Genomic DNA, 23135 nt, shown 5'->3' on the forward strand with positions numbered 1-23135 from the left:
GCGAACTAATGACTTGCGGGGCAGGGCTGTTCTCCGCGGGCGGCTTCCTCACCGCCCCGGCCGCCGACGCCCTCGCCGTACGCCACGGACGGCTCGTCCCGGCCGCCGGAGCCCTGCTCATGGCCGGCGGCTTCGGCTGGGTGTGGGCCGCCGTCGACCGCGCCGCCGACGTGCACACGGGCGCCTGGCCGTTCGCCCCCGGCCTGGCCGTCGCCGGCGCCGGCCTCGGCTTCCTCGTCGTGCCCCTCGTCAACGTCGTCCTGTCCGCCGTACCCGCCGACCTCGCCGGCGGCGCCTCCGGGATCTTCTCCACCGCCCAGCAGTTCGGCGGCGCCCTCGGCGCGGCGATCCTCGGCACCGTGTTCTTCGGCCACACCGACCACGGGCTCACCGAGGCACTGGGCACCGCGATGCCCTGGGTGACCGGCGGATTCGTGGTCTGCGCCGCCCTGTGCACGGCACTGCCCCGCACGGCGGTCTCCGGCACCTGACGGGCCCCCGTGGCCCCTGCGTGCCGCACTCCAGGACCGGCCCGCGCCGCCCCTACGTGTCGCACTCCAGGACCGTCCGGCACAGCCCGCACCGCGCCCGGACCCGGCCCCGCACCGGCACCCTGATCCGCTGATGACAGGTGGGGCAGGGAAACGTCACCCGCAGCGGCCCCCGCGGATCCGGCGCGAACGCGTACGGCGGATCCGCAGCCGCCCCGACCCGGCGGTCCTCGCCCTGCCCACGGCCCCGCGCATGCCGCCGGTCCCGGGCGTACCGGCGGCGCCCCGCCCACCCCGCCGCCGTCAGCGGCGGCTGCCGCCCGTCGCCCAGCGCCCGCTCACGACCCCGCACATACGCCGAGTACGCCTCGGCACTGGTGAACCACGCCGACGGATCCTCCCCGAACACCAGCGACCGCTTCGCCAGCACGTACCCGAACTCCTCCGGCGTCAGATACCCCAGCTTCTGCGACGAGGCCGCGTCCTCCCGGTAGGCGTCCAGCAGCAGCCAGCCCGCCCCCAGATACGTCGTCGCCGTGTCCGTGAGGATCTCGTTGGCCCGCGTCCCCGGGAACGACAGATCCAGCCGGTGCAGATACACATGCATGATCTCGTGCGCCAGCGCCGCCCCGATGTCCCGCCGATGCGTCCGGAAACGGTCGTTCAACTCGACGAAGTACTCCGGCCCAGCCGCCAGCTCCACACTCGCCGCGTGCTCCATCTCCCGGAACGCCACGACCATCCGCGCGTCCGGCAGCCGGTAGTGCCGCACCAGCTCCCGCGCCACCCGCTGCGTCCCCAGATGCAGATCGTCGCTGTCGCAGAACGCCACGTCCACCGGCGCCACACTCGCCGCGAACTGGTGGATCGTGTCGTACGACAACCTCCTGTACAACGCCGTGACGGCGTCCCGCACCGTCTCCAGATGCGGAAAACCGTGCTCGACCGGACCACCGTTGGCCACGCCCGCACCCCCAAGACGCCTGCACCCGATTCCACTGTACGGGCAGCACGGTGGCCCTCACCGGCATGCCCTAGGGTGATCGCCCATGACCACCCGCGACACCCCCGCAACCGGCACCGCAGACATCGACCCCGCCGTCCGCGCCGAACTCGACCGGCTGCGCGACAGCATCGACAACATCGACGCGGCCGTCGTCCACATGCTCGCCGAGCGCTTCAAGGCCACCCAGCAGGTCGGCCACCTCAAGGCCCGCCACCAGCTGCCCGCCGCCGACCCGACCCGCGAGGCCCGCCAGATCGAGCGGCTGCGCACCCTCGCCGAGAACGCCAAGCTCGACCCCGCGTTCGCCGAGAAGTTCCTCACCTTCATCATCGCCGAGGTGATCCGCCACCACGAGCGCATCGCCGAGGACACCGCGGCCCCCACGGCCGACTGACCGGCCCGCCCCACCGACGGGATCCGGCCGGGCCCCGCCCCACCACGGGCGATGCCCGGCGCCTCCGGCGCGAGAGGGGACATTGGGCGCGTAACGATCCGCCCCTGTGCCCGGCCTGCGGTATCAGGCAGCATGTCGTTCATGTCCGTACTGACGCGCGACGAAGCGCTAAGCCGTGCCCGGCTCCTCGACGTCCACCGCTACACCATCGAGCTCGACCTGACCACCGGCGACGAGACCTTCGGCTCCCGCACCGCCATCAGGTTCACCGCGCACACCGATGGGGACACCTTCGTCGAGATCAAGCCCGCCGACCTGCGCTCGGTCACGCTCGACGGACAGCCCCTCGACCCCGACAGCCTCGACGGCAACCGGATCGCCCTGAAGGGCCTCGGCGCAGGCGAGCACGAACTGCACGTCGACGCCCGCATGCACTACTCCCGCACCGGCGAGGGCATGCACCGCTTCACCGACCCCAGCGACGGTGAGACCTACCTCTACACCCAGCTCTTCATGGACGACGTCCAGCGCGTCTTCGCCGCCTTCGACCAGCCCGACCTCAAGGCCGTCTTCGACCTCACCGTCCGCGCCCCCGAAGGCTGGACCGTCCTCGCCAACGGCGTCACCGAACACCTCGGCGACGGACAGTGGCGCGCCGCCACCACCCCCCTCATCTCCACCTACCTCGTCGCCGTCGCCGCCGGCCCCTGGCACTCCGTGCGCACCGAACACCGCGGCCTGCCCTTCGGCCTGCACTGCCGCCGCTCGCTCGCCCCCTACCTCGACGCCGACGCCGACGAACTCCTCGACATCACCCGCGCCTGCTTCGACCGCTACCACGAGAAGTTCGAGGAGCCCTACCCCTTCGACTCCTACGACCAGGCCTTCGTCCCCGAGTTCAACGCCGGCGCCATGGAGAACCCCGGACTCGTCACCTTCCGCGACGAGTTCGTCTACCGCTCCGCCGTCACCGACACCGAACGCCAGACCCGCGCCATGGTCGTCGCCCACGAGATGGCCCACATGTGGTTCGGCGACCTCGTCACCCTCCGGTGGTGGGACGACATCTGGCTCAACGAGTCCTTCGCCGAGTACATGGGCTACCAGACCCTCACCGAAGCCACCCGCTTCACCGACACCTGGACCGACTTCGGCGTCGTCCGCAAGGCCTGGGGCTACGACGCCGACCAGCGCCCCTCCACCCACCCCGTCGCCCCCGAGGACGTCCCGGACACCGCCTCCGCCCTCCTCAACTTCGACGGCATCTCCTACGCCAAGGGCGCCTCCGCCCTGCGCCAACTCGTCACCTGGCTCGGCGAGAAGGACTTCCTCGCCGGCATCAACACCCACTTCGCCCGCCACCGCTTCGCCAACGCCACCCTCGCCGACTTCATCGACTCCCTCGCCGCCGGCACCGACCGCGACGTCCACGCCTGGGCCGACGCCTGGCTGCGCACCACCGGCGTCGACACCCTCACCCCCCTCGTCACCGGCGACAACGGCGACCACCAGCTCACCGTCGAACGCACCGGCAGCCGCCCCCACCGCATCGCCGTCGGCCTCTACGACCTCGACCTCCCCGGCGACGAGGGCCGCCTCACCCCGCGCCGACGCCTCGAACTCGACGTCCCGCAGGACGCACCCGTCCCCCTCGGCAAACGCCCCACCCTGCTCCTGCTCAACGACGGCGACCTCACCTACGCCAAGATCCGCTTCGACGCCCACTCCTTCCAGGGCGTCACCGCCAACCTCTGCGGACTGCCCGACCCGCTCACCCGCGCCGTCGTCTGGAACGCCCTGCGCGACGCCGTCCGCGACGGCGAACTCGCCCCCGGCGCCTACCTCGACGCCGCCCGCGCCCACCTCCGGCACGAAACCGACCTCGCCCTCGTCCAAGGCGTCCTCGGCTTCGCCGGCGCCCAGATCACCGGCCGCTACCTCGCCCCCGCCGACCGCCCCACCGCCCTGGCCACCCTCTCCGCCCTGTGCCGCGACCTCATCCGCCGCACCGAGGACGGCGACCACCCCGGCCTGCGCCTCATCGCCGTACGCCACTTCATCAACGTCGCCGCCCAGCCCGACACCATCGCCGCCTGGCTCGCCGACGGCACCGTCCCCGGCGGCCCCGAACTCGACCCCGACCTGCGCTGGCGCATCCTCGCCCGGCTCGCCGTCCTCGGCGCCACCGACGAGCACGCCATCGCCGCCGAACTCGAACGCGACCCCTCCGCCACCGGCCGCGAAGGCGCCGCCCGCTGCCGCGCCGCACTCCCCGACGAGGACGCCAAGGCCAGGGCCTGGCACGCCATGTTCACCTCCGACGACCTCTCCAACTACCTCTTCACCGCCACCGCCCAGGGATTCTGGCAGCCCGAACAGGCCGACCTCGTCCGCCCGTACGTCGCCCGCTACTACGAGGACGCCGTCGCCGTCGCCGCCCGCCGCGGCCCCGCCATCGCCGACGCCGCCGGACACTGGGCCTTCCCCGCCCACGCCGTCGACCCCGAGACCCTCACCCTCGGCGAGACCTGCCTGCGCGACACCCACCCCGTCCCCGCCCTGCGCCGCAAACTCACCGACCAACTCGACGACCTGCGCCGGGCCTTGAAGGTACGCACGGCCTAACCCGCCGGCCCCGCGACGACCGTGACGATCGGTACCCCCTTTCGGGTACCGATCGTTGCTCTCTCCGGGCGTGTCCCGGCACCGGCGTACAAGGTGGAACCCCCCGCCACGCGCCCGCCCGGAGGACCCCATGAGCACCCCGCCGCTCGCCTCAGGCCCCGAAGCCACCGACGCACTCCGGCCGCTCCTCACCACCGTCCTCGACGCCCTCGACGCCGGCCGCACCGCACGCGGCGGACCCCTCCCGGCCGGCGGCCCCGACGCGGTCACCGCCCGGCTGACCGCCGCCGTCGGCGACGTACTCCCCGAACACGGCGACCCAGCGGCCCTGTCCACCCTGGTCCGCGCCCTCGCCGAAGGCTCCGCCGACCCCGCCCACCCCCTGTGCGCCGCCCATCTGCACTGCCCGCCCCTCGCCGTCGCCACCGCAGCCGACCTCGCCGTCTCCGCCCTCAACCCCTCCCTCGACTCCTGGGACCAGGCCCCGGCCGCCTCCGCCCTCGAAACGCTCGTCACCCGCGCCCTCGCCCGGCTCGCCGGCCTCACCGACGCCCTCGTCACCACCGGCGGCACCGAGTCCAACCAACTCGCCCTCCTCCTCGCCCGCGAGACCCTCGGCCCCGGCGTCCGCCTCCTGTGCGGCACCAACGCCCACCACTCCCTGACCCGCGCCGCCTGGCTCCTCGGCCTGCCCGCACCCGTCCCCGTCCCCGCCCCCGCCGGCACCCTCGACCCCGCCGCCCTCGACGCCGCCCTCACCGCCGTCCCCGGTCCCCACCTCGTCGCCGCCACCGCGGGCACCACCGACGCCGGACTCATCGACCCCCTCCCCGACCTCGCGGCCGTCAGCGCCGCCCACGGCGCCCGGCTCCACATCGACGCCGCCTACGGAGGCGGCCTCCTCTTCAGCGACCGCCACCGCCCCCGGCTCGCCGGACTCGACGCCGCCCACACCGTCACCCTCGACCTGCACAAACTCGGCTGGCAACCCGTCGCCGCCGGACTCCTCGCCGTCCGCGACCCCGCCGACCTCACCGCCCTGCACCAGCACGCCGACTACCTCAACGCCGACGACGACACCGAAGCCGGCCTCCCCGACCTCCTCGGCCGCTCCCTGCGCACCACCCGCCGACCCGACGTCCTCAAGATCGCCGTCACCCTCAAGACCCTCGGCCGCCACGGCCTCGGCGCCCTCGTCGACCAGGTCTGCGACCACGCCCACGCCTTCGCCGCCCTCGTCCGCGACCACCCCGGGCTCGAACTCCACGCCCCGCCCACCATCAGCACCGTCCTCTTCCGCCCCGCAGGCGCCACCGACACCGCCGTCGCAGAGATACGCCGCCGCCTCCTCACCGACGGCCACGCCGTCCTCGGCCGCGCCCGCCTCGACGGCCGCCTCTGGCTCAAGACCACCCTCCTCAACCCCCGCACCGGCCCCCACGACCTGGCCACCCTCCTGCACCTGCCGGAAGGAAACACCCCCGCATGAACACCCCCCCACCCCCGGACAGCGACACCCCCCGCGACCTCGTCGGCATCGGCATCGGCCCCAGCAACCTCTCCCTCGCCGCCCTCGCCCACCCCCTCGCCGAACTCGACGCCGTCTTCTACGAACAACGCCCCCGCTTCGACTGGCACCCCGGCCTGCTCATCGACGGCGCCCGCGTCCAGGTCCCCTTCCTCGCCGACCTCGTCACCCTCGCCGACCCCACCAGCCCCTGGAGCTTCCTCAACTACCTCAGGACCCACCACCGCCTCTACCCCTTCTACGTCGCCGAGCGGTTCCACATCCGGCGCGCCGAGTACGACACCTACTGCCGCTGGGTCGCCGACCACCTCCCCGGGCTCCACTTCCGCCACCAGGTGGACGCCGTCCGCTGGAACCCCGAACGCGACGTCTTCGAGGTCGACTTCACCCAGCTCGACACCGAAGGAGAAGCCGAGGCCCTCGGCCGCACCCACACCAGGAACGTCGTCCTCGGCATCGGCACCGAGCCCCACGTCCCCGACCCCCTGCGGCCCCTCGTCGACACCCCCGGCGTCCCCGTCCTGCACGCCTCCGACTACCTCACCCACCGCGACACCCTCCTCGCGGCCGGCCATGTCACCGTCGTCGGATCAGGACAGTCCGGCGCCGAGATCTTCCTCGACCTCCTGCGCCACCGCCCCGCCGGCCGCGAACGGCTCCACTGGATCGGCCGCACCGAGGCCTTCGCCCCCATGGAGTACTCCAAGCTCGGCCTCGAACACTTCACCCCCGACTACACCCGCTACTTCCACGCCCTCACCGAACCCGTCCGCGACCGCCTCGTCGGCACACAGTGGCAACTCCACAAGGGCATCGACGCCGGCACCCTCGCCGCCATCCACGACGAGCTCTACCACCGCACCCTCGACGGCGGCTGGCCCGACGCCGTCCTCACCCCCGGCGTCCAGGTCCGCACCGCCGGCCGCATCGCCTGCACCAGAATCGAACTTCACCTCGAACACACCCAGCAGAACACCCGCTCCCGCCTCACCACCGACGCCGTCGTCCTCGCCACCGGCCACCGCGAACGCCCCCTCGACCGCATCCTCGCCGGCCTCGACCCCTACCTGCGCCGCGACAGCGCCGGACGCCCCCGCATCGACCCGCAGTTCCGCCTGGTCCTCGACCCCTCCGTCACCGCCACCGGCTGCCACCTCTACGTCCAGAACGCCGAACGCCACACCCACGGCGTCGGCGCCCCCGACCTCGGCCTCGCCGCCTGGCGCAGCGCCACCGTCCTCAACACCCTGACCGGCAAGGACAACTACACCCTGCCCACCCGCACCGCCTTCACCACCTTCGGCCTCGAACAACGACAGCCCCAGATCCCGCCCGCACGCCGGCCCCCCACACTGACCCCCCTGCGCGACGGAATCTGAGGCCACCTCAGCCCGGCCGACCGCCTAGAACACCGGCGTACCGTCCCGCGTGAGCTTCCAGTCCACCGACGCGAAGTCCTTCGGGTCCAGCACACCCTTCGCGGTCACCCACTCCGCGATCCGCGTCCGGATCTCCGTCGACTCCGACCACAGCTCGGGGGCGGAGGCCACGTGCGGGAACGCGCCGCCGCCGTTCGCCCGGTAGTTGTTCACCGCGAACACGAACTGCTGGGCGTCGTCCAGCGGCGCGCCGTTGTACGTCAGGTTCCTGATCCGCGACCCCGCCGCCTGCGCGATGTCGATGTCGTACGACAGCCCCGACACGTAGTCGTAGTTGTAGTCCGGCCGGTTGTTCGCGTTGGTCAGCTTCTCGACATCCACGACCGCGCCCGCGGCCGTCTGCACGAAGTACTCCGCCGAGTACTCCAGGTACGCCTTGACCTGCGCACCCGTCAGCAGCTTCGCCACCAGCGTGTTGTCGTACACGTACAGGCTCGACAGATCGCGGATCGTCACGGCGCCGGCCGGGATCTCCGACGTGCGCGAGAACGGCGACGCCTGCGAGATCACCGGCAGCGACGCGTACGACGTCCCCGCCAGCGCCGCCTTGACGACATCCTCCTGGACCTTGGTGATCAGGTCGATGATCGGGGCGTCCTTGTACCGCGCCTCGACCGTCGTCAGCGTCTCCGTCGCCGAACCGACCACCTGGTTGACGTACTCCACGACCTTCGCGTGCTCGTCCGAGAGCAGCTTGGTGATCTTCGGGTCGTCGGCCACGGTGTTGGAGTTCAGCACCTTCGACGCCACCGACTCGACCGTCCACCGCCCCTTGTCGAACACCAGCTCGATGTCGAAGACGGACAGCCGCTCGGCGTAGGCCAGCGGCTCCGACAGTACGACCGTCCTCCCGGTCTTCGCGTTCGTGACCTTCAGCTCGGGGATCTCCACGTGCGCGTGGCCCACCAGCACCGCGTCGATGTCCGGCACCTGCTGCGCCACCAGCGCCGCGGAGTTCTCCACGTACGGCAGCTGGTCACCGTACGACGACGTCCCGGAGGACCCGGAGTGCGCCGACACGATCACCACGTCCGCGCCCATCGCCTTCAGCTTCGGCACCCACTTCGCCGCCTGCTCCTCCAGGCCCGGGAACGCCAGCTTGCCCTGCACGTACGCCTTGTCCCAGATGGCGATACCGGGGTTCGTCAGGCCCAGGACCGCGACCTTGACCGGCGGCGCGCCCTTCACGCAGAACGTCCGGATCGCGTACGGCTGGAAGGCCGGCCGCAGCGTCTTCGCGTCCACCGCGTTGGCGCCCAGCAGCGGGAACCGCAGCTGCGACTCGAACTTCCGCAGCGTCTCGATGCCGTAGTTGAACTCGTGGTTGCCGAGCGCCGCCGCGTCGTACCCAATCGCGTTCATCGCCTGCGCCATCGGGTGCACCGGACCACCCTTGGCGGTGATCGGGTCCACCTTGGCGTAGTAGTACGTCAGCGGCGTGCCCTGGATCGTGTCGCCCGCGTCGAGCAGCAGCACGTTCTCCCGCCCCTTCTCGGCGCGGATCCGGTTCACCAGCGTCGAGATGCGCGCGAGCCCCTGGGCGTTGCCCGCCTTGTCCGTGTACTCCGCGTTCTTGAAGTAGTCCCAGTTGAAGACGTGCCCGTGCAGGTCCGTCGTCCCCAGCACGGTCAGCGCGTACCGCTTCGGCTGCTTGACGGGCTTCCCTGGCCCCTTCGCCTCCGCGGCCTGCGCCGCCGGAGCCGCAGCCGCCCCCGCGATCGCCACTCCGGCCCCGGTCACGGCGGACTTCTTCAGAAACTTCCGGCGGTTCAACGGCATGTCGCGAGCTCCTAGGGAATGGTCAACAACGCGCGTAGACAAACGCGCGTAGATTCTGACCCGTGCATGACCGACCGCAACAGGTCCCGGAGGTTTCGATCTGGTGACCAGAGGGGTCAACTCCGGCCCGGCAAAAGGGAAAGGCGTGACACGGTGGGGCATATGACCTCACCGCGGATTCCCCCGTACGGCACCCCTGGGCACGACGGCCGGCGCCCTGACCCCCCGGCGGGCTTCGGTCGCCCTGTGAATTCACCCATTCACCCATTCACCCTTTCGGGGAATGCGGGCGCGAAATCGATATGCTCATAAGAGCGGCACCCCGCACAATTCAACAGTTGTCAACTACCCTTCACTCAACGGTTGTTGCCAGGTCATGTCGCCCCAATTCGCTACTGCCCGGTAAGTCATAGGCTCGACTCATGCGCCGAGCAAAAATCGTCTGCACCCTGGGCCCCGCCACCGACTCCTACGACCAGATCAAAGCCCTGGTCGACGCGGGAATGGACGTCGCCCGCCTCAACCTCAGCCACGGCGGCCACGCCGAGCACGAGGAGCGCTACCACCGCGTCCGCAAGGCCGCCGACGAGACCGGCCGCAGCGTCGGCGTCCTCGCCGATCTTCAAGGCCCGAAGATCCGCCTCGGCCACTTCGCCGAAGGCCCTGTACTCCTCGAACGCGACGACACCTTCACGATCACCGTCGAGGACGGCGTCGCGGGCGACGGCAAGCGCTGCGGCACCACCTACGCCGGCCTCGCACAGGACGTGACCCCGGGCGAGCGCATCCTCGTCGACGACGGCAAGGTCTGCCTGGAGGTCACGGACGTCGTGGGCGCGGAGGTCCACACGAGGGTCGTCGAGGGAGGAGTGATCTCCGACCACAAGGGCCTGAATCTGCCGGGCGTCGCCGTCTCGGTCCCCGCCCTGTCCAAGAAGGACGAGGAGGACCTGCGCTGGGCGCTCCGCACGGGCTGCGACGTGATCGCCCTGTCCTTCGTGCGCAGCGGCCGCGACATCCTCGACGTCCACCGCATCATGGACGAGGAGGGCCGCCGCCTCCCCGTCATCGCGAAGGTGGAGAAACCCCAGGCGGTGGAGGCCATCGACGACATCGTCGCCGCCTTCGACGGCATCATGGTCGCGCGGGGCGACCTGGGCGTCGAGATGCCCCTCGAACAGGTCCCGATCGTCCAGAAGCGCGCGATCAAGCTGGCCAAGCGCAACGCCAAACCGGTGATCGTCGCGACCCAGATGCTCGACTCGATGATCGACAACTCCCGCCCCACCCGGGCCGAGGCCTCGGACGTGGCCAACGCGGTCATCGACGGCACGGACGCGGTCATGCTGTCCGGCGAGACAAGCGTGGGCAAGTACGCGATCCAGACGGTCCGCACCATGGCGAAGATCGTTGCGGCGGCGGAGGAGGACATCCTGGCCAAGGGCCTCCCGCCCCTCACCGAACGCAACAAACCCCGCACCCAGGGCGGCGCGGTCGCCCGCGCGGCGGCCGAGATCGGCGACTTCCTGAACGCCGAGCTCCTGGTCGCCTTCACCCAGACCGGCGACACGGCCCGCCGCCTCTCCCGCTACCGCTCCCCGATCCCCCTGCTGGCCTTCACCCCCGAACAGTCCACCCGCTCCCAGCTCAGCCTGACCTGGGGCGTGGAAACCTTCCTGGTCCCGCCGGTGGGCTCCACGGACGCGATGGTCGCCCAGGTGGACGAGCTGCTGCTGCGGTACGGCCGCTGCCGGAAGGGCGACGTCATCGTGATCACGGCCGGCTCCCCGCCGGGAGTCTCGGGCGCGACGAACCTGGTCCGCGTCCACCACGTGGGGGAGGACGACAGCCCGAAGTAGGGGCCGCTCAGTGCTTGGGGCCCACGTGGGCGTCGAGGAGGGCGACGGAGGCTTTGCGGGCGACGGAGATGTTGTACGGGTTTCCGCCGCGGGTGCAGTGCGTCCACTCGACGCCCAGCTTGTCCAGGGTGTCGGTGCAGAGCCGTCGGATGTCGTCGGAGACGTTGGTGAAGAAGTAGCGGGGGTATTCGTAGCGCTTGCGCTCGCCGGCGATCAAACGGGTCGTCCAGTTGGTGATGCGACAGCCGTCGGAGTGGATGAGCCCTCGGACGAACTCCCAAGGGTGAGCGTCGACGACGGCTTGCTGCCAGGCTTCGAGGACGATGGGGCGCTCGTGCTTCTTGCCGGGGCCGTGTTGGGGGAAGAGGCACCAGAGGTGTTTGGAATAGAGCTTCACCTCGTGGCACCCCTTTCGGCGGACCCGGCAGACCGAGTTTCCAGGGAAGACCGATCGCATGGCTTGCTCGCATTCGTCCATGAGGCCGGGGTGCGCGTCGGCGCAGGAGATGGACAGGCTCGGCGCTCGCATGGCACGGTTCTGGATGATGTGGCCGTCGCCGAGGTAGAGGCCCAGGAGGTAGGAATAGGCGGGGGAGTTCAGCTCGCCTTCGCACCGAGGACACTTCGGGGGAGTGCGTCCGGGGCATTCGCCGCGTTTCGCGCGGTCCATGTGCTTCCAGTAACTGATCGTGCCGAGCGGGATGTTGAACTGACGCGCCACGTCCGCATTGCGCGCTCCGCTGCGCAACAGGGTGACCGCTTTCTGTCGAACCTCAGTGCCATGAAAGTGCATGCCCGTCACTGTGCGTTGCTGATCGCTACGGCACGCGGCAAATAGCGGAGGTTCACGAGAACGTGAGCCTCCGCTATTCGTGTAAGTGCCCGGTGTGGGATTCGAACCCACATGCCCTAAGGCACGGTGGTTTGAGCACCGCGAGTCTGACCAGTTCCTCCAACCGGGCAGGTTGGTGAGCTGTCGGGAAGTGTACCGGGTGACCGTAGCTCCCTGCCTCTAGGTAGGCTGCATAAGCAGCAGTACCTGCCGGCCCGCACCAAGGAGCCCCCGTGACCGCCCCCGAGTCGCCCCAGCCCGTAGACGTGCCCGATGACGACAAGTCGCACGTGCCTCCGATGACGACCCGTGTCGTCATCGCCGAGGACGAGGCCCTGATCCGGCTCGATCTCAAAGAGATGCTGGAGGAGGAGGGCTACAGCGTCGTCGGCGAGGCCGGTGACGGTGAGCAGGCCATCGAGCTGGCCCGCGAGCACCAGCCCGACCTGGTCATCCTCGACGTGAAGATGCCCAAGATGGACGGCATCTCCGCCGCCGAGAAGATCGCCGAGGAGCGGATCGCCCCGGTGCTGATGCTCACCGCCTTCTCGCAGCGGGACCTGGTCGAGCGGGCGCGCGACGCCGGCGCCATGGCGTACCTCGTGAAGCCCTTCAGCAAGAGCGATGTCGTGCCGGCCATCGAGATGGCTGTTTCGCGGTTCAACGAGCTGAAGGAGCTGGAGAAGGAGGTCGCCGACCTCACGCTCCGCCTGGAGACCCGCAAGCTGGTCGACCGGGCGAAGTCGGTCCTCCAGACGGAGTACGGCCTGACCGAGCCCGCCGCGTTCCGCTGGATCCAGAAGACGTCCATGGACCGGCGGATGTCGATGCAGCAGGTCGCCGAGGCCGTCATCCAGGACGCCGAGGAGAAGAAGGCCAACAAGGGCTGACACCCCGCCCGCACGCGACGAGGCCCGCGCCCGGAGAAGGGGCGCGGGCCTCGTCGTGGCCGCTGGACCTCGGGACGTCAGTCCTCGCCGAGGTAGGCCTTGCGGACCGACTCGTCGTGGAGCAGGTCCCGGCCGGTGCCGGACAGGACGATGTTGCCGACCTCCATGACGTGACCCTGGTCCGCCAGGGACAGCGCCGCCTGGGCGTTCTGCTCGATGAGCAGGATCGTCATGCCCTGGGACTTCAGCTCGGCGATGGTGGCCATGATCTTCTGCATCATGATGGGGGAGAGACCCATGGAGGGCTCGTCCAGCATGAGCAGTTTCGGCTGGGACATCAGGGCGCGGCCCATGGCGAGCATCTGCTGCTCACCGCCGGACAGGGTGCCCGCGGCCTGCTTGCGGCGCTCTCCCAGGATGGGGAAGAGGTCGTAGGCGCGCTGGATGTCCTTCTCGATGCCCGCCTTGTCGCTGCGGAGGAAGGCGCCGAGGCGCAGGTTGTCCTCGATCGTCATGCGGGGGAAGATGTGCCGCCCCTCGGGGGAGTGGGCGAGTCCCAGCGAGACGATGTCGTGGGCCGGGACCTTCTTCAGCGACTTGCCGTTGAACTTGATCTGGCCGCCGACCGGCTTGAGCAGGCCCGACAGGGTGCGCAGGGTGGTGGTCTTGCCGGCGCCGTTGGTGCCGATGAGGGTGACGACCTCGCCGGCCTCGACCTTGAAGGAGATGCCCTTGACGGCTTCGATCTTGCCGTAGGCGACCCGGAGGTCCTCGACTTCGAGCAGTGCGGTCATCGGTCGTTCTCCTTGCCGGGCGCGGCGTCCGTCGTGGTGTCGGCGGCCGTCGGGGCGGCGTCGGCCGGGGCGGCGCTGGCCTCGGCGGCTTCGACTTCGGCGATCTCTTCGTCGCCGGGGGCGTTCTCGAAGGGTTCGCCGAGGTAGGCGGCGACGACGCGCTCGTCGCCCTGGACGGTGGCGCTGTCGCCCTCGACGAGCTTCTCGCCCTGGACCAGGACGGCCACCCGGTCGCAGAGGTTGAAGATGAAGCGCATGTCGTGCTCGATGACGAGGACGGCGATGCCCTTGTCGCGGATGGCGAAGACGAGTTCTTCCGTCGCTCGCGTCTCCTGGGGGTTCATGCCGGCGGTGGGCTCGTCCAGCAGGAGGAGTCCGGGCTCGCTGGCGAGCGCTCGGGCGATCTCCAGCTTGCGCTGCTCGCCGTAGGGAAGGTTGCGCGCGAGGTGTTCGGCCTTCTTCTCCAGTCCGACGAACTCCAGGAGTTCCATGGCGCGTTCGCGGGAGGCGGCTTCGGCCTTGTGGAAGCCGGGGCCGCGCAGGACGGCCGACCAGAAACCTTCCTTCGTCCGCGTGTGACGGCCGACCAGCACGTTCTCCAGGACCGTCATGTTGGCGAACAGGCGGATGTTCTGGAAGGTGCGGGCGATGCCGGCCGCGGTGACCTTGAAGGACTTGGGCGGCAGGACGGTGCCCTTGTAGCGGACCTCGCCCTCGGTGGGGATGTAGAGGCCGGTGAGGCAGTTGAAGAAGGTGGTCTTGCCGGCGCCGTTGGGGCCGATCAGGCCGACGATCTCGCCGCTGTTGACGGTGAGGTTGACGTCGCGGACGGCGGTGAGGCCGCCGAAGCGCATCGTGACGCCGCGTGCGTCGAGGACCGTCTCGCCGGTGGGGGCGACCGTGGTGGTGGTGTCGGTGGTCATGGTGGTCAGGCCCCTGCCTTCGTGAGGACGGTGGGCGCTTCCGCTTCCTCGTGGAACTCGAGCTGGCGGCGGCGGTTGGGGATCATGCCCTCCGGCCGGAAGCGCATCAGCAGGATGAGTGCGAGGCCGAAGGCGAAGAGCTGGTAGTCGCCCAGGAACTGGAGCTTGTTGGGGATGAGGAAGAGCAGCGAGGCGCCGATGAGGGGGCCGCCGATGGTGCCCATGCCGCCGAGGACGACCGCGGCGAGGAGGAAGGCGGAGTTGGGCGGGATGGGGCCGGCGAAGAGGTACTGCTCGGGGGTGACGGTGTAGGTGACGTGTGCCTGGACGGTGCCGGCGAGGCCGGCGAGGGAGGCGCCGACGGCGAAGGCGATGAGCTTGACGCGGAAGCCGTTGATGCCCATGGCGAGGGCGGCGGTCTCGTCCTCGCGGATGGCGACCCAGGCGCGGCCGATGCGGGAGTCACCGCTGCGCCGGAAGACCAGCACGACGATGGCGGTGATGATGAGCATCAGGAAGAAGTAGTTGGCGAAGCGGCCGATGTCGACGCCGAGGATGTTGTGGACGACGCCGAAGTCGAACCCGAGGATGTTGAGGTTCGGGATCGAGGAGATGCCGTTGGATCCGTTGGTGATGTCGGGGCCGGAGGTGCCGTCGAGGTTGTTGGCGGTGATGCGGAAGATCTCACCGAAGCCGAGGGTGACGATGGCGAGGTAGTCGCCGCGGAGCCGCAGGGTCGGGGCGCCGATGAGGACGCCGAAGACCAGGGAGGCGGCGCAGCCGACGAGTGCGGCGGCCCAGAAGGGGAAGTGCACGTCGAAGGGGGAGCTCGGGGAGCCGGAGACCATGGCGGCGGCGTAGGCGCCGACGCCGAGGAAGGCGACGTAACCGAGGTCGAGGAGGCCGGCGAGGCCGACGACGATGTTCAGGCCGAGGGCGACGGTGGCGAAGATGAGGATGTAGACGCCGAGGGTCGCGTACTGGTCGTCGGTCTGGGTGAAGGGGAACGCTGCGGCTGCCACGAACGCGCCGCAGATGGTGATGTTCTGGTGGCGGGCGGTGATCTGGCTGGCCTGGGCGACGAGGCCGGCCTTGCCGACGGCGGCGAATCCGAGGCCGGCGGTGATCAGGAAGCCGATGAAGAGTTCGTCGTACTCGGTGCCGATGCCGTAGGTGAAGACGGTGAGGGCGACGGCGAGGACGGCGACGATGATCAGGATCTCGGCGTAGGCGGGCAGGGCCGGCGCGGGGCGCGCGGTGCCGGAGCCGAAGGCGGCCTTGACGGTCTGCCACTGGTGGCCGAGCTTGTGCTTGGTGTGCTCCCACGACGTGTCGTCGGGGTCGATGGGGTCGGGCTCGGGGTGCTCGAACGGCAGGGCCAGGGCGCCGAGGAGGGCGGCGAGGCTGGCCACGGCGACGACGTAGCCGCCGGGTTCGAGGTTGACGACTCCGCCGAGGTCGGCGCTGATCGCGATGACGGTGTACCAGGCGGTCGCGAAGGTGGCGAGCGCGGCGAACTTGATCGCGCCGTCGGCGCCGGCGGGGGTGAGCCAGCCGAGGCCCCTGACGCCGTAGGAGGAGAGGGCGAAGAGGGTGGTGAGGGCGCCGCCGATGAGGACGAGGACCTGGAGGCCGCCGGGGTAGCCGTAGACGGTGAGGTCGCCGGGGAAGGCGGAGGTCCAGGTCCAGGCGAGGAAGGTGGAGATGATGGTGAGGATCGCGCCGCCGGTGGCGAGGGCGCGGGCGGCGGTCTCGGGGATGCCGATGAGGCCGGCTCGTGCGGGCGTGGTGTCGCCGAACGCCTCGGGGGTGGTGGTCTGTGTCGTCATCGGTGTCACGCCCTGTCCGCGACGCGCTCGCCGAGCAGGCCCTGGGGCCGGAACAGCAGCACGAGGATGAGGAGTACGAAGGCCCAGACGTCGGCCCAGGAGTTGCTGCCGAACTTGTCCATGCCGGGGATGTCGGCGATGTAGGCGGTGGCCAGGGTCTCGGCGATGCCGAGGACGACGCCGCCGATCATGGCGCCGTAGATGTTGCCGATGCCGCCGAGGACAGCCGCGGTGAAGGCCTTGAGGCCGAGCAGGAAGCCCATGGTGAAGGAGATCTGGCCGTACTTGAGGCCGTAGGCGACGGCTCCGACGGCGGCGAAGGTGGCACCGAGGGCGAACGCGATCACGATGATGCGGTCGGTGTTGACGCCCATGAGCTTGGCGGTGTCGGGGTCCTGGGCGGTGGCCTGCATGCCGCGTCCGGTGCGGGTCTTCATGACGAAGTAGGCGAGGAAGCCCATGCTGAGGGGGGCGGCGATGAGCAGGAAGATGTCACCGGTCTGGATGGTGACGCTGCCGAGCTCGAAGGGGCCGCCGCCGATCTGGGGGAAGACGCGGGCGGACTTGGCCTCGGGGTACCAGGCCCAGACGGCCTGCTGCAGGGCGAGGGAGAGGCCGATGGCGGTGATGAGCGGTGCGAGGCGTGGTGCGGTGCGGAGGGGACGGTAGGCGAACCGTTCCGCTCCCACGGCGACGGTGACGGAGACCATGACCGCGCCCACCAGCATCAGGGGCAGCGCGATGGCCATCGAGGTGCCGTCGGGCAGGATGTACACGTAGACCGTGAGAGCGCCGAACGCTCCGGTCATGAAGATCTCGCCGTGGGCGAAGTTGATGAGCTGGACAATGCCATAGACCATTGTGTAGCCGATGGCGACAAGGCCGTACATGGATCCCAGTAGCAGGCCGTTGACCAGCTGCTGCGGCAGTTCGTTCACCGCATGTCCTCCGAGACGGTTCGGATGTTTCGACGGGTGGGGCCGGATGTGAGTCCGCGCGGGGCGCCAGTGGAACAGCGCCCCGCGCGGCTCAGGAGTGGTGCGGGTGGGTCAGCCGGAGTAGGTGCCGGACTTGACGGCCTTCCAGGCACCGTTCTCGACGGCGTAGACGGTGAGCTGCTTGTTGGTGGCGTCACCGAACTCGTCGAAGGAGACCTTGCCGGTCACACCGTCGAAGGAGACGTTCTGGGTGGCGGCGGTGATCTTCGCGCGGGCGTCGTCGGGGAGCTTGCCGTTGTTGTCGTCGACGACCTTCTTGACGGCCTCGATGATGGCCCAGGCGGAGTCGTAGGCGTAGCCGCCGTAGGCGCCGTAGGCCTCCTTGTAGCCGCCGGCCTTGTAGTTGGCCACGAACTCCTTGGCGGAGTCGAGTTCCTCGACGGGGGCGCCGACGGAGGTGGCGAGGTCGCCGGTGGCGGTGGCGCCGGCCAGCTTGATGAAGTCGTCGGCGTAGATGCCGTCGCCGCCGACGAGCGGGATCTTGGCTCCGGCGGCCTTGATCTGCTTGCTGAGCGGGCCGGCCTGCGGGTACTCGCCGCCGTAGTAGACGGCCTCGGCGCCGGAGTTCTTCACCTTGGTGGCGACCGCGGAGAAGTCCTTGGAGTCGGGGTTGATGTGCTCGGTGCCGACGACGGTGCCGCCGAGCTTCTTGAATTCCTCGGTGAAGGTGCCCGCGAGGCCGGCGCCGTAGGTCTTCTTGTCGTCGATGACGAAGACCTTCTTCTTCTTGGCGTCGTTGAAGACGTACTGGGCGGCGAACGGGCCCTGGATGGCGTCCGTGGTCGCGGTGCGGAAGTACGACGCGTAGGGGCGCTTCTTGGTCTTCGCCCAGTCGGTGCCCTGGGTGAGCGCGGGGTTGGTGTTGGCCGGGGAGACCTCGACCAGCTTGGCGTCGTCGAAGACCTTCTGCATCGACTCGGCGACGGAGGAGTTCAGCGGGCCGACCACGCCGACGACGCTCTTGTCGGCGACGAGGGCGGTGGCGTTCTGCTGGCCGGCGGAGGGCTGCGCCTGGTCGTCCTTGGCGACGACCTTGAAGGTGACGCCGTCGACCGTCTTCTCCTTGTTGGCCGTTTTGGCCGCGAGGTCGACGGAGTTCTTGATGCCGAGACCCAGCGCGGACAGGTCGCCGGTGAGCGGGGCGTCGACGCCGATGGTGACGGTGGTGCCGCCGCTGTCGGAGCCCTTGTCGCCGCCGCTGTCGCGCGAACCGCAGGCGGTGAGGGTGAGTGCACCGGCGGACAGCGCGGCGGTGATGGCGATGAGCGAACGTTGACGCACGTTCCAGTCCTTTCCCTGGGCGGCCCTCCCCCCTGGAAGAGGCCGAGTCGAGCGCTGGGGCCTAAGGGGTATTCAGGCGGCGCGGTGACTGGGCGTGACTCTAAGCGGGTGAAGGTAACGGGGAGGAGGGTCTGAAGCATGCTGTGACGCTCTTGTTATGACACGAGGTAATGCAGAGCGGTACTTGGCGGGTGGAACAGCGAATTTCAGGCCGATTCGCCCTGTCCGCATGCTGAGAACGCGCAGGATGCACCCTGGTGCGTTCAGGTGTCTCAGGCGTTTTGGTGATTACGGTGATTCGTTGCTACAGGCGACTTCCAGGGCTCGGGAGAGGTCCTGCGCATAACGGGGCCCCAGGATGAAACTCTGCTGTTGTATTGCACGCGTATTACGCAGAGTTACGTCGATGAAAGGGAGCCCGGCATTCTCCGGTACGGAACCGCATTCCGCCACATGCATGGTGATCACGATCGTGCGTGCGGAGCCCGCCTCCGTCCGGAACGGGGCCCGGGGCGCCGACGTCAGGGAGGCGCCGGCGTACGGCTGGGAGACCCGGGTCACCGTGACCGGCGGGCCGGAATCCACGCTGAGCAGCACCTCGAAGGCGAACGTGTGCGGCCGGGTGCCGGGTGGGACGCTGTGTTCGCCGAGATAGGTGACGTCCACGACCTGGGCGGGGAACGGCGGTCGGGAGATGGCCGGTTCACGCTCCTGCGGACGGGTCGCGTAGAGCACGGCGCAGAGGGTGAGCAGGCCGACGGTGAGGAGGGCGGCCAGGGCGGCTCTGCGGTGGTCCGCGAGAAGGCGGCGGAGGCGGGGCGGGGGCGTGCTCGGGGCGGCCGGGGTGCCGGCCGGGGGTGCCGCCGGGTGCGTGTCCCACGCGTGCGTGCCCTCGCCGGGCTCGATCGGGCCGATGCCGCTCACTGCCAGGGGCCTTCGCCCGGGCCGCCGGAGCGGTACCAGTCGGTGCAGCCCGCGCGGGTCTCGCGGTCGATCAACGCGTCGGCGGCGTCGGCCCCCCGGCGCTTCTTCTCGGCCCGTGCCGCGTCCACGACCCTCCGCAGGATGTCGTACTGGCCGTTGGAGAGCCCCATCGACTGGTAGTCGCCGTAGGTGTGGCTGTCGAGGACCTTGCGGGACCAGTGGGCCACCACGCGCGTGCACAGGTCCTCGGGCGAGGTGGTGGACGGGGAGGCGGGGGGCGAGGCGGCGTGGGGCGGGGCTGTGGGCGCCGCGCCCGGGGCCGTGCCGCCGCAGGCGGTCGCCGGGAGACAGGCGAGCAGCACCCATCCCGCCAGCCGTGCCGCCGCCCGCGCTCGGTGCGCGCCTCCCGTGGTCATGCCCCGACGCTAGGGCGCCGGGGCACCGGGTGCAACGGGCGTTGCCGCACGGGGCCTTGGAAGCCGCCGGCCCGCCGGGGGACGGTCGGCCGGGCGCCGGGGTCGTCAGACCGCCGTGGGGGCGTCCCGCAGCAGACAGGTCAGCCGGGCGGTGCACACCCGGCGCCCCTCCTCGTCGCTGATCACGATCTCGTACGTCGCCGTGGACCGCCCCTGGTGCACGGGCGTGGCCACGCCGGTGACCAGGCCGGAGCGGACGCCCCGGTGATGGGTGCAGTTCAGGTCGACCCCGACGGCGATCTTGGAGCTGCCGCCGTGCAGCATCGACCCGACCGAGCCGAGGGTCTCGGCCAGCACCGCGGAGGCGCCGCCGTGCAACAGGCCGTACGGCTGGGTGTTGCCCTCCACCGGCATGGTGCCGACGACCCGGTCCGCGGAGGCCTCGACGATCTCCACGCCCATGCGGGAGCCGAGGTGCCCGGCCGAGAACAGGGCCACGATGTCGATGCCGAGCGCGGCGTACTCCGCGACGACCTCCGGTGGGAACTTCACGTGCTGCTGCTCGCCCATGGGGCCGGGCTCCGTTCGTCGATCCGCGTCCAGTCACTGAGCAAACGCTCAGTCGGTCGACGATTGTTCCAGACGCACCACGACGGACTTGCTGGCCGGGGTGTTGCTCGTGTCGGCGGTGGCGTCCAGCGGCACCAGCACGTTCGTCTCCGGGTAGTAGGCGGCCGCGCAGCCCCGGGTGGTCGGGTACAGCACGACGCGGAAACGGGGGGCCCGCCGCTCCACGCCGTCGTCCCACTCGCCGACCAGGTCCACGTACGAGCCGTCCGCGATCCCCAACGCGCGCGCGTCCTCGGCGTTGACGAGGACGACCCGGCGGCCGTTCCTGATCCCCCGGTAGCGGTCGTCGAGGCCGTAGATCGTGGTGTTGTACTGGTCGTGCGAGCGCAGCGTCTGCAGCAGCAGCCGGCCCTCGGGCAGCTTCGGGTACTCGACCGGCGCGGCGGTGAAGTTGGCCTTGCCGGTGGCGGTCGGGAAGCGGCGTTCGTCGCGCGGGGCGTGCGGGAGGGTGAAGCCGCCCGGGTGGGCCACGCGCGCGTTGAAGTCCTCGAAGCCGGGGATCACGCGGGCTATCCGGTCACGGATCGTCGCATAGTCCCTCTCGAACTCCTCCCAGGGCACCTTGCTGTCCGCGCCGAGCACCCGGCGGGCCAGCCGGCTGACGATGGCCGGTTCGGACAGCAGGTGGTCGCTCGCGGGGGCCAGCCGGCCGCGCGAGGCATGCACCATGCCCATGGAGTCCTCGACGGTGACGAACTGCTCGCCGCCGCCCTGGAGGTCGCGTTCGGTGCGTCCGAGCGTCGGCAGGATCAGGGCACGCGCGCCCGTGACGACGTGGGAACGGTTCAGCTTGGTCGACACGTGCACCGTCAGCCGGGCGCGCCGCATGGCCGCCTCGGTGACGTCGGTGTCGGGGGAGGCGGCGACGAAGTTGCCGCCCATGGCGAAGAACAGCTTCGCCTCGCCGTCGCGCAGGGCACGGATGGCGCGCACCACGTCGAAGCCGTGCCCGCGCGGGGGCGCGAAGCCGAACTCCTTCTCCAGGGCGTCCAGGAAGGCCGGGGCGGGCCGTTCGAAGATGCCCATGGTGCGGTCGCCCTGCACGTTGGAGTGGCCGCGCACCGGGCACACGCCCGCGCCGGGGCGGCCGATGTTGCCGCGCAGCAGGAGGAAGTTGACCACCTCGCGGATGGTCGGCACGGAGTGCTTGTGCTGGGTGAGGCCCATCGCCCAGCAGACGATGGTGCGCTGCGAGGCGAGCACCATGCGCAGGGTCTCCTCGATCTCCGCGCGCGTGAGGCCGGTCGCGGCGAGCGTCTCGTCCCAGTCGGCGGCGCGGGCGGCCTCGGCGAACTCCTCGAAGCCGTGGGTGTGCTCGGCGATGAACGCTTCGTCGAGGGCGCCCTCCGTCTCCAGGACCAGCTTGTTGAGGAGCCGGAAGAGGGCCTGGTCGCCGCCGATGCGGATCTGCAGGAACAGGTCGGTCAGGGCGGCGCCCTTGAGCATGCCCTGCGGGGTCTGCGGGTTCTTGAACCGCTCCAGGCCCGCCTCGGGCAGCGGGTTGACGCTGATGATCCGCGCGCCGCCGGCCTTCGCCTTCTCCAGGGCGGAGAGCATCCGGGGGTGGTTGGTGCCCGGGTTCTGGCCGGCGACGATGATCAGGTCGGCCTGGTACAGGTCCTCCAGCAGGACGCTGCCCTTGCCGATGCCGATGGTCTCCGACAGGGCCGAGCCGGAGGACTCGTGGCACATGTTGGAGCAGTCCGGCAGGTTGTTCGTGCCGAGCTCGCGCGCGAAGAGCTGGTAGAGGAACGCGGCCTCGTTGCTGGTGCGGCCCGAGGTGTAGAAGACGGCCTCGTCGGGGGAGGCGAGCGCGGCCGTCTCCTCGGCGATGATGTCGAAGGCGCGCTCCCAGGTGACCGGCTCGTAGTGCGTGCCGCCCTCGGGGAGGTACATGGGGTGGGTCAGCCGCCCCTGCTGGCCGAGCCAGTAGCCGCTGCGGGTGGCGAGGTCGGCGACGGGGTGGGCGGCGAAGAACTCCGGGGTGACCCGGCGCAGGGTCGCCTCCTCCGCGACCGCCTTCGCGCCGTTCTCGCAGAACTCGGCGGCGTGCCGGTGCTCAGGCTCGGGCCAGGCGCAGCCGGGGCAGTCGAAGCCGTTCTTCTGGTTGACGCGCAGCAGCGTCAACGCGGTGCGACGGACGCCCATCTGCTGCTGGGCGATCCGCAGGGAGTGTCCGACGGCCGGCAGGCCCGCCGCCGCGTGCTTCGGCTCGGCGACCTCCGGCACGTCCTGGACCGGATCCGCCTCGGGCGGCTTGGTGGCCATCGCACCCTCTCCTTCGTGTGCTGCGGTGTGCGCCGGTGCCGTGGGCGACACGCGTGCGCATCCTCGCACGGGGCCCCGGCGGTCACGGCGGCCGGGCGGGCGAGGACCTCCTTCATGGTTGCGCATAGAGCAATGGTTGCGGAAGGGGCAACACCTTGCGGAGGGCGTGACGGCGCGGTCACGGCGCGTCGGTGTGCGCGGACCACGGGCGGGGCCGAGTGTCGGTGGG

General features: G+C 70.4%; 19 protein-coding genes and 1 tRNA gene. 7 read left to right on the top strand and 13 right to left on the bottom strand.

Features of this window, described 5'->3' with window-relative positions:
* Positions 1-8: 8 nt before the first annotated feature.
* The gene (locus U5640_RS33610) at positions 9-491 is read left to right on the top strand and encodes an MFS transporter (protein WP_340380898.1); all 483 of its coding nucleotides are present in this window, start codon (positions 9-11) and stop codon (positions 489-491) included.
* Positions 492-543: 52 nt separating this feature from the next.
* Here the strand turns inward: U5640_RS33610 and U5640_RS33615 are convergent, their stop codons facing one another.
* The gene (locus U5640_RS33615; RefSeq protein ID WP_340380900.1) at positions 544-1455 is read right to left on the bottom strand and encodes a hypothetical protein; all 912 of its coding nucleotides are present in this window, start codon (positions 1453-1455) and stop codon (positions 544-546) included.
* A gap of 85 nt (positions 1456-1540) precedes the next feature.
* Between U5640_RS33615 and U5640_RS33620 the strand changes: the two genes are divergently transcribed.
* The 4 genes from U5640_RS33620 (at position 1541) to U5640_RS33635 (ending at position 7423) form a co-directional block, all read left to right on the top strand.
* Positions 1541-1891, top strand: coding sequence for a chorismate mutase (locus U5640_RS33620; protein WP_340380903.1), 351 nt, complete (start codon positions 1541-1543; stop codon positions 1889-1891).
* 141 nt (positions 1892-2032) lie between these two features.
* On the top strand, positions 2033-4516 hold the full coding sequence (gene pepN / locus U5640_RS33625) for an aminopeptidase N (protein ID WP_340380905.1): 2484 nt from the start codon (positions 2033-2035) through the stop codon (positions 4514-4516).
* Positions 4517-4646: 130 nt separating this feature from the next.
* Positions 4647-6005, top strand: coding sequence for an aminotransferase class V-fold PLP-dependent enzyme (locus U5640_RS33630; RefSeq protein ID WP_340380907.1), 1359 nt, complete (start codon positions 4647-4649; stop codon positions 6003-6005).
* Positions 6002-7423 carry a SidA/IucD/PvdA family monooxygenase gene (locus tag U5640_RS33635; RefSeq protein WP_340380909.1) on the top strand — a complete coding sequence of 474 codons (1422 nt, stop codon included), beginning with the start codon at positions 6002-6004 and terminating at the stop codon, positions 7421-7423. Before U5640_RS33630 ends, U5640_RS33635 begins: the two co-directional genes overlap by 4 nt.
* Positions 7424-7447: 24 nt before the next feature.
* Here the strand turns inward: U5640_RS33635 and U5640_RS33640 are convergent, their stop codons facing one another.
* Positions 7448-9262, bottom strand: a complete 1815-nt coding sequence (locus U5640_RS33640) for a 5'-nucleotidase C-terminal domain-containing protein (RefSeq protein WP_340380911.1) — start codon at positions 9260-9262, stop codon at positions 7448-7450.
* Between the two features lie 422 nt (positions 9263-9684).
* Between U5640_RS33640 and pyk the strand changes: the two genes are divergently transcribed.
* Positions 9685-11121 (top strand): pyruvate kinase, encoded by a 1437-nt coding sequence (gene pyk, locus U5640_RS33645; protein ID WP_340380913.1) that lies wholly within the window; start codon positions 9685-9687, stop codon positions 11119-11121.
* A gap of 7 nt (positions 11122-11128) precedes the next feature.
* Here the strand turns inward: pyk and U5640_RS33650 are convergent, their stop codons facing one another.
* On the bottom strand, positions 11129-11914 hold the full coding sequence (locus U5640_RS33650; protein ID WP_340380915.1) for a helix-turn-helix domain-containing protein: 786 nt from the start codon (positions 11912-11914) through the stop codon (positions 11129-11131).
* A gap of 86 nt (positions 11915-12000) precedes the next feature.
* Positions 12001-12083: transfer RNA gene (locus U5640_RS33655), tRNA-Leu, on the bottom strand.
* Positions 12084-12186: 103 nt separating this feature from the next.
* On the opposite strand from U5640_RS33655, the gene U5640_RS33660 reads away from it, so the two are divergent.
* The gene (locus U5640_RS33660; protein WP_340380917.1) at positions 12187-12843 is read left to right on the top strand and encodes a response regulator; all 657 of its coding nucleotides are present in this window, start codon (positions 12187-12189) and stop codon (positions 12841-12843) included.
* 77 nt (positions 12844-12920) lie between these two features.
* On the opposite strand, the gene U5640_RS33665 is transcribed toward U5640_RS33660, so the two are convergent.
* From U5640_RS33665 to U5640_RS33705, 9 genes are all read right to left on the bottom strand, one after another.
* The gene (locus U5640_RS33665; RefSeq protein WP_067245401.1) at positions 12921-13637 is read right to left on the bottom strand and encodes an ABC transporter ATP-binding protein; all 717 of its coding nucleotides are present in this window, start codon (positions 13635-13637) and stop codon (positions 12921-12923) included.
* Positions 13634-14560 carry an ABC transporter ATP-binding protein gene (locus tag U5640_RS33670; protein ID WP_340380922.1) on the bottom strand — a complete coding sequence of 309 codons (927 nt, stop codon included), beginning with the start codon at positions 14558-14560 and terminating at the stop codon, positions 13634-13636. The genes U5640_RS33665 and U5640_RS33670 overlap by 4 nt, the downstream gene beginning before the upstream one ends.
* A 5-nt stretch (positions 14561-14565) precedes the next feature.
* Positions 14566-16389 (bottom strand): branched-chain amino acid ABC transporter permease, encoded by a 1824-nt coding sequence (locus tag U5640_RS33675; RefSeq protein WP_340380924.1) that lies wholly within the window; start codon positions 16387-16389, stop codon positions 14566-14568.
* 5 nt (positions 16390-16394) lie between these two features.
* Positions 16395-17327, bottom strand: a complete 933-nt coding sequence (locus U5640_RS33680; protein ID WP_340380926.1) for a branched-chain amino acid ABC transporter permease — start codon at positions 17325-17327, stop codon at positions 16395-16397.
* Between the two features lie 111 nt (positions 17328-17438).
* The gene (locus U5640_RS33685; RefSeq protein WP_340380928.1) at positions 17439-18668 is read right to left on the bottom strand and encodes a branched-chain amino acid ABC transporter substrate-binding protein; all 1230 of its coding nucleotides are present in this window, start codon (positions 18666-18668) and stop codon (positions 17439-17441) included.
* Between the two features lie 288 nt (positions 18669-18956).
* Entirely contained in the window at positions 18957-19592 is a 636-nt protein-coding gene (locus U5640_RS33690; RefSeq protein WP_340380930.1) for a Tat pathway signal sequence domain protein, read from the bottom strand.
* A complete protein-coding gene (locus U5640_RS33695; RefSeq protein ID WP_340380932.1) occupies positions 19589-20008 on the bottom strand; it encodes a hypothetical protein in 420 nt (139 codons plus the stop codon). Before U5640_RS33695 ends, U5640_RS33690 begins: the two co-directional genes overlap by 4 nt.
* Positions 20009-20113: 105 nt before the next feature.
* On the bottom strand, positions 20114-20578 hold the full coding sequence (locus U5640_RS33700; RefSeq protein WP_340380934.1) for a hotdog fold thioesterase: 465 nt from the start codon (positions 20576-20578) through the stop codon (positions 20114-20116).
* 48 nt (positions 20579-20626) lie between these two features.
* Positions 20627-22906, bottom strand: coding sequence for an FdhF/YdeP family oxidoreductase (locus U5640_RS33705; protein WP_340380936.1), 2280 nt, complete (start codon positions 22904-22906; stop codon positions 20627-20629).
* Positions 22907-23135: the final 229 nt, after the last annotated feature.

The sequence above is a fragment of the Streptomyces sp. SS7 genome, assembly GCF_037993025.1.
Classification (GTDB): domain Bacteria; phylum Actinomycetota; class Actinomycetes; order Streptomycetales; family Streptomycetaceae; genus Streptomyces.

Bases quoted from the DNA above. Each gene is read 5' to 3' on its own strand.
- U5640_RS33610 (WP_340380898.1), top strand. From the start codon at position 9: ATGACTTGCGGGGCAGGGCTGTTCTCCGCGGGCGGCTTCCTCACCGCC.
- U5640_RS33620 (WP_340380903.1), top strand. From the start codon at position 1,541: ATGACCACCCGCGACACCCCCGCAACCGGCACCGCAGACATCGACCCC.
- pepN (WP_340380905.1), top strand. From the start codon at position 2,033: ATGTCCGTACTGACGCGCGACGAAGCGCTAAGCCGTGCCCGGCTCCTC.
- U5640_RS33630 (WP_340380907.1), top strand. From the start codon at position 4,647: ATGAGCACCCCGCCGCTCGCCTCAGGCCCCGAAGCCACCGACGCACTC.
- U5640_RS33635 (WP_340380909.1), top strand. From the start codon at position 6,002: ATGAACACCCCCCCACCCCCGGACAGCGACACCCCCCGCGACCTCGTC.
- U5640_RS33640 (WP_340380911.1), bottom strand. From the start codon at position 9,262: ATGCCGTTGAACCGCCGGAAGTTTCTGAAGAAGTCCGCCGTGACCGGG.
- pyk (WP_340380913.1), top strand. From the start codon at position 9,685: ATGCGCCGAGCAAAAATCGTCTGCACCCTGGGCCCCGCCACCGACTCC.
- U5640_RS33650 (WP_340380915.1), bottom strand. From the start codon at position 11,914: ATGCACTTTCATGGCACTGAGGTTCGACAGAAAGCGGTCACCCTGTTG.
- U5640_RS33665 (WP_067245401.1), bottom strand. From the start codon at position 13,637: ATGACCGCACTGCTCGAAGTCGAGGACCTCCGGGTCGCCTACGGCAAG.
- U5640_RS33670 (WP_340380922.1), bottom strand. From the start codon at position 14,560: ATGACCACCGACACCACCACCACGGTCGCCCCCACCGGCGAGACGGTC.
- U5640_RS33675 (WP_340380924.1), bottom strand. From the start codon at position 16,389: ATGACGACACAGACCACCACCCCCGAGGCGTTCGGCGACACCACGCCC.
- U5640_RS33695 (WP_340380932.1), bottom strand. From the start codon at position 20,008: ATGACCACGGGAGGCGCGCACCGAGCGCGGGCGGCGGCACGGCTGGCG.
- U5640_RS33700 (WP_340380934.1), bottom strand. From the start codon at position 20,578: ATGGGCGAGCAGCAGCACGTGAAGTTCCCACCGGAGGTCGTCGCGGAG.
- U5640_RS33705 (WP_340380936.1), bottom strand. From the start codon at position 22,906: ATGGCCACCAAGCCGCCCGAGGCGGATCCGGTCCAGGACGTGCCGGAG.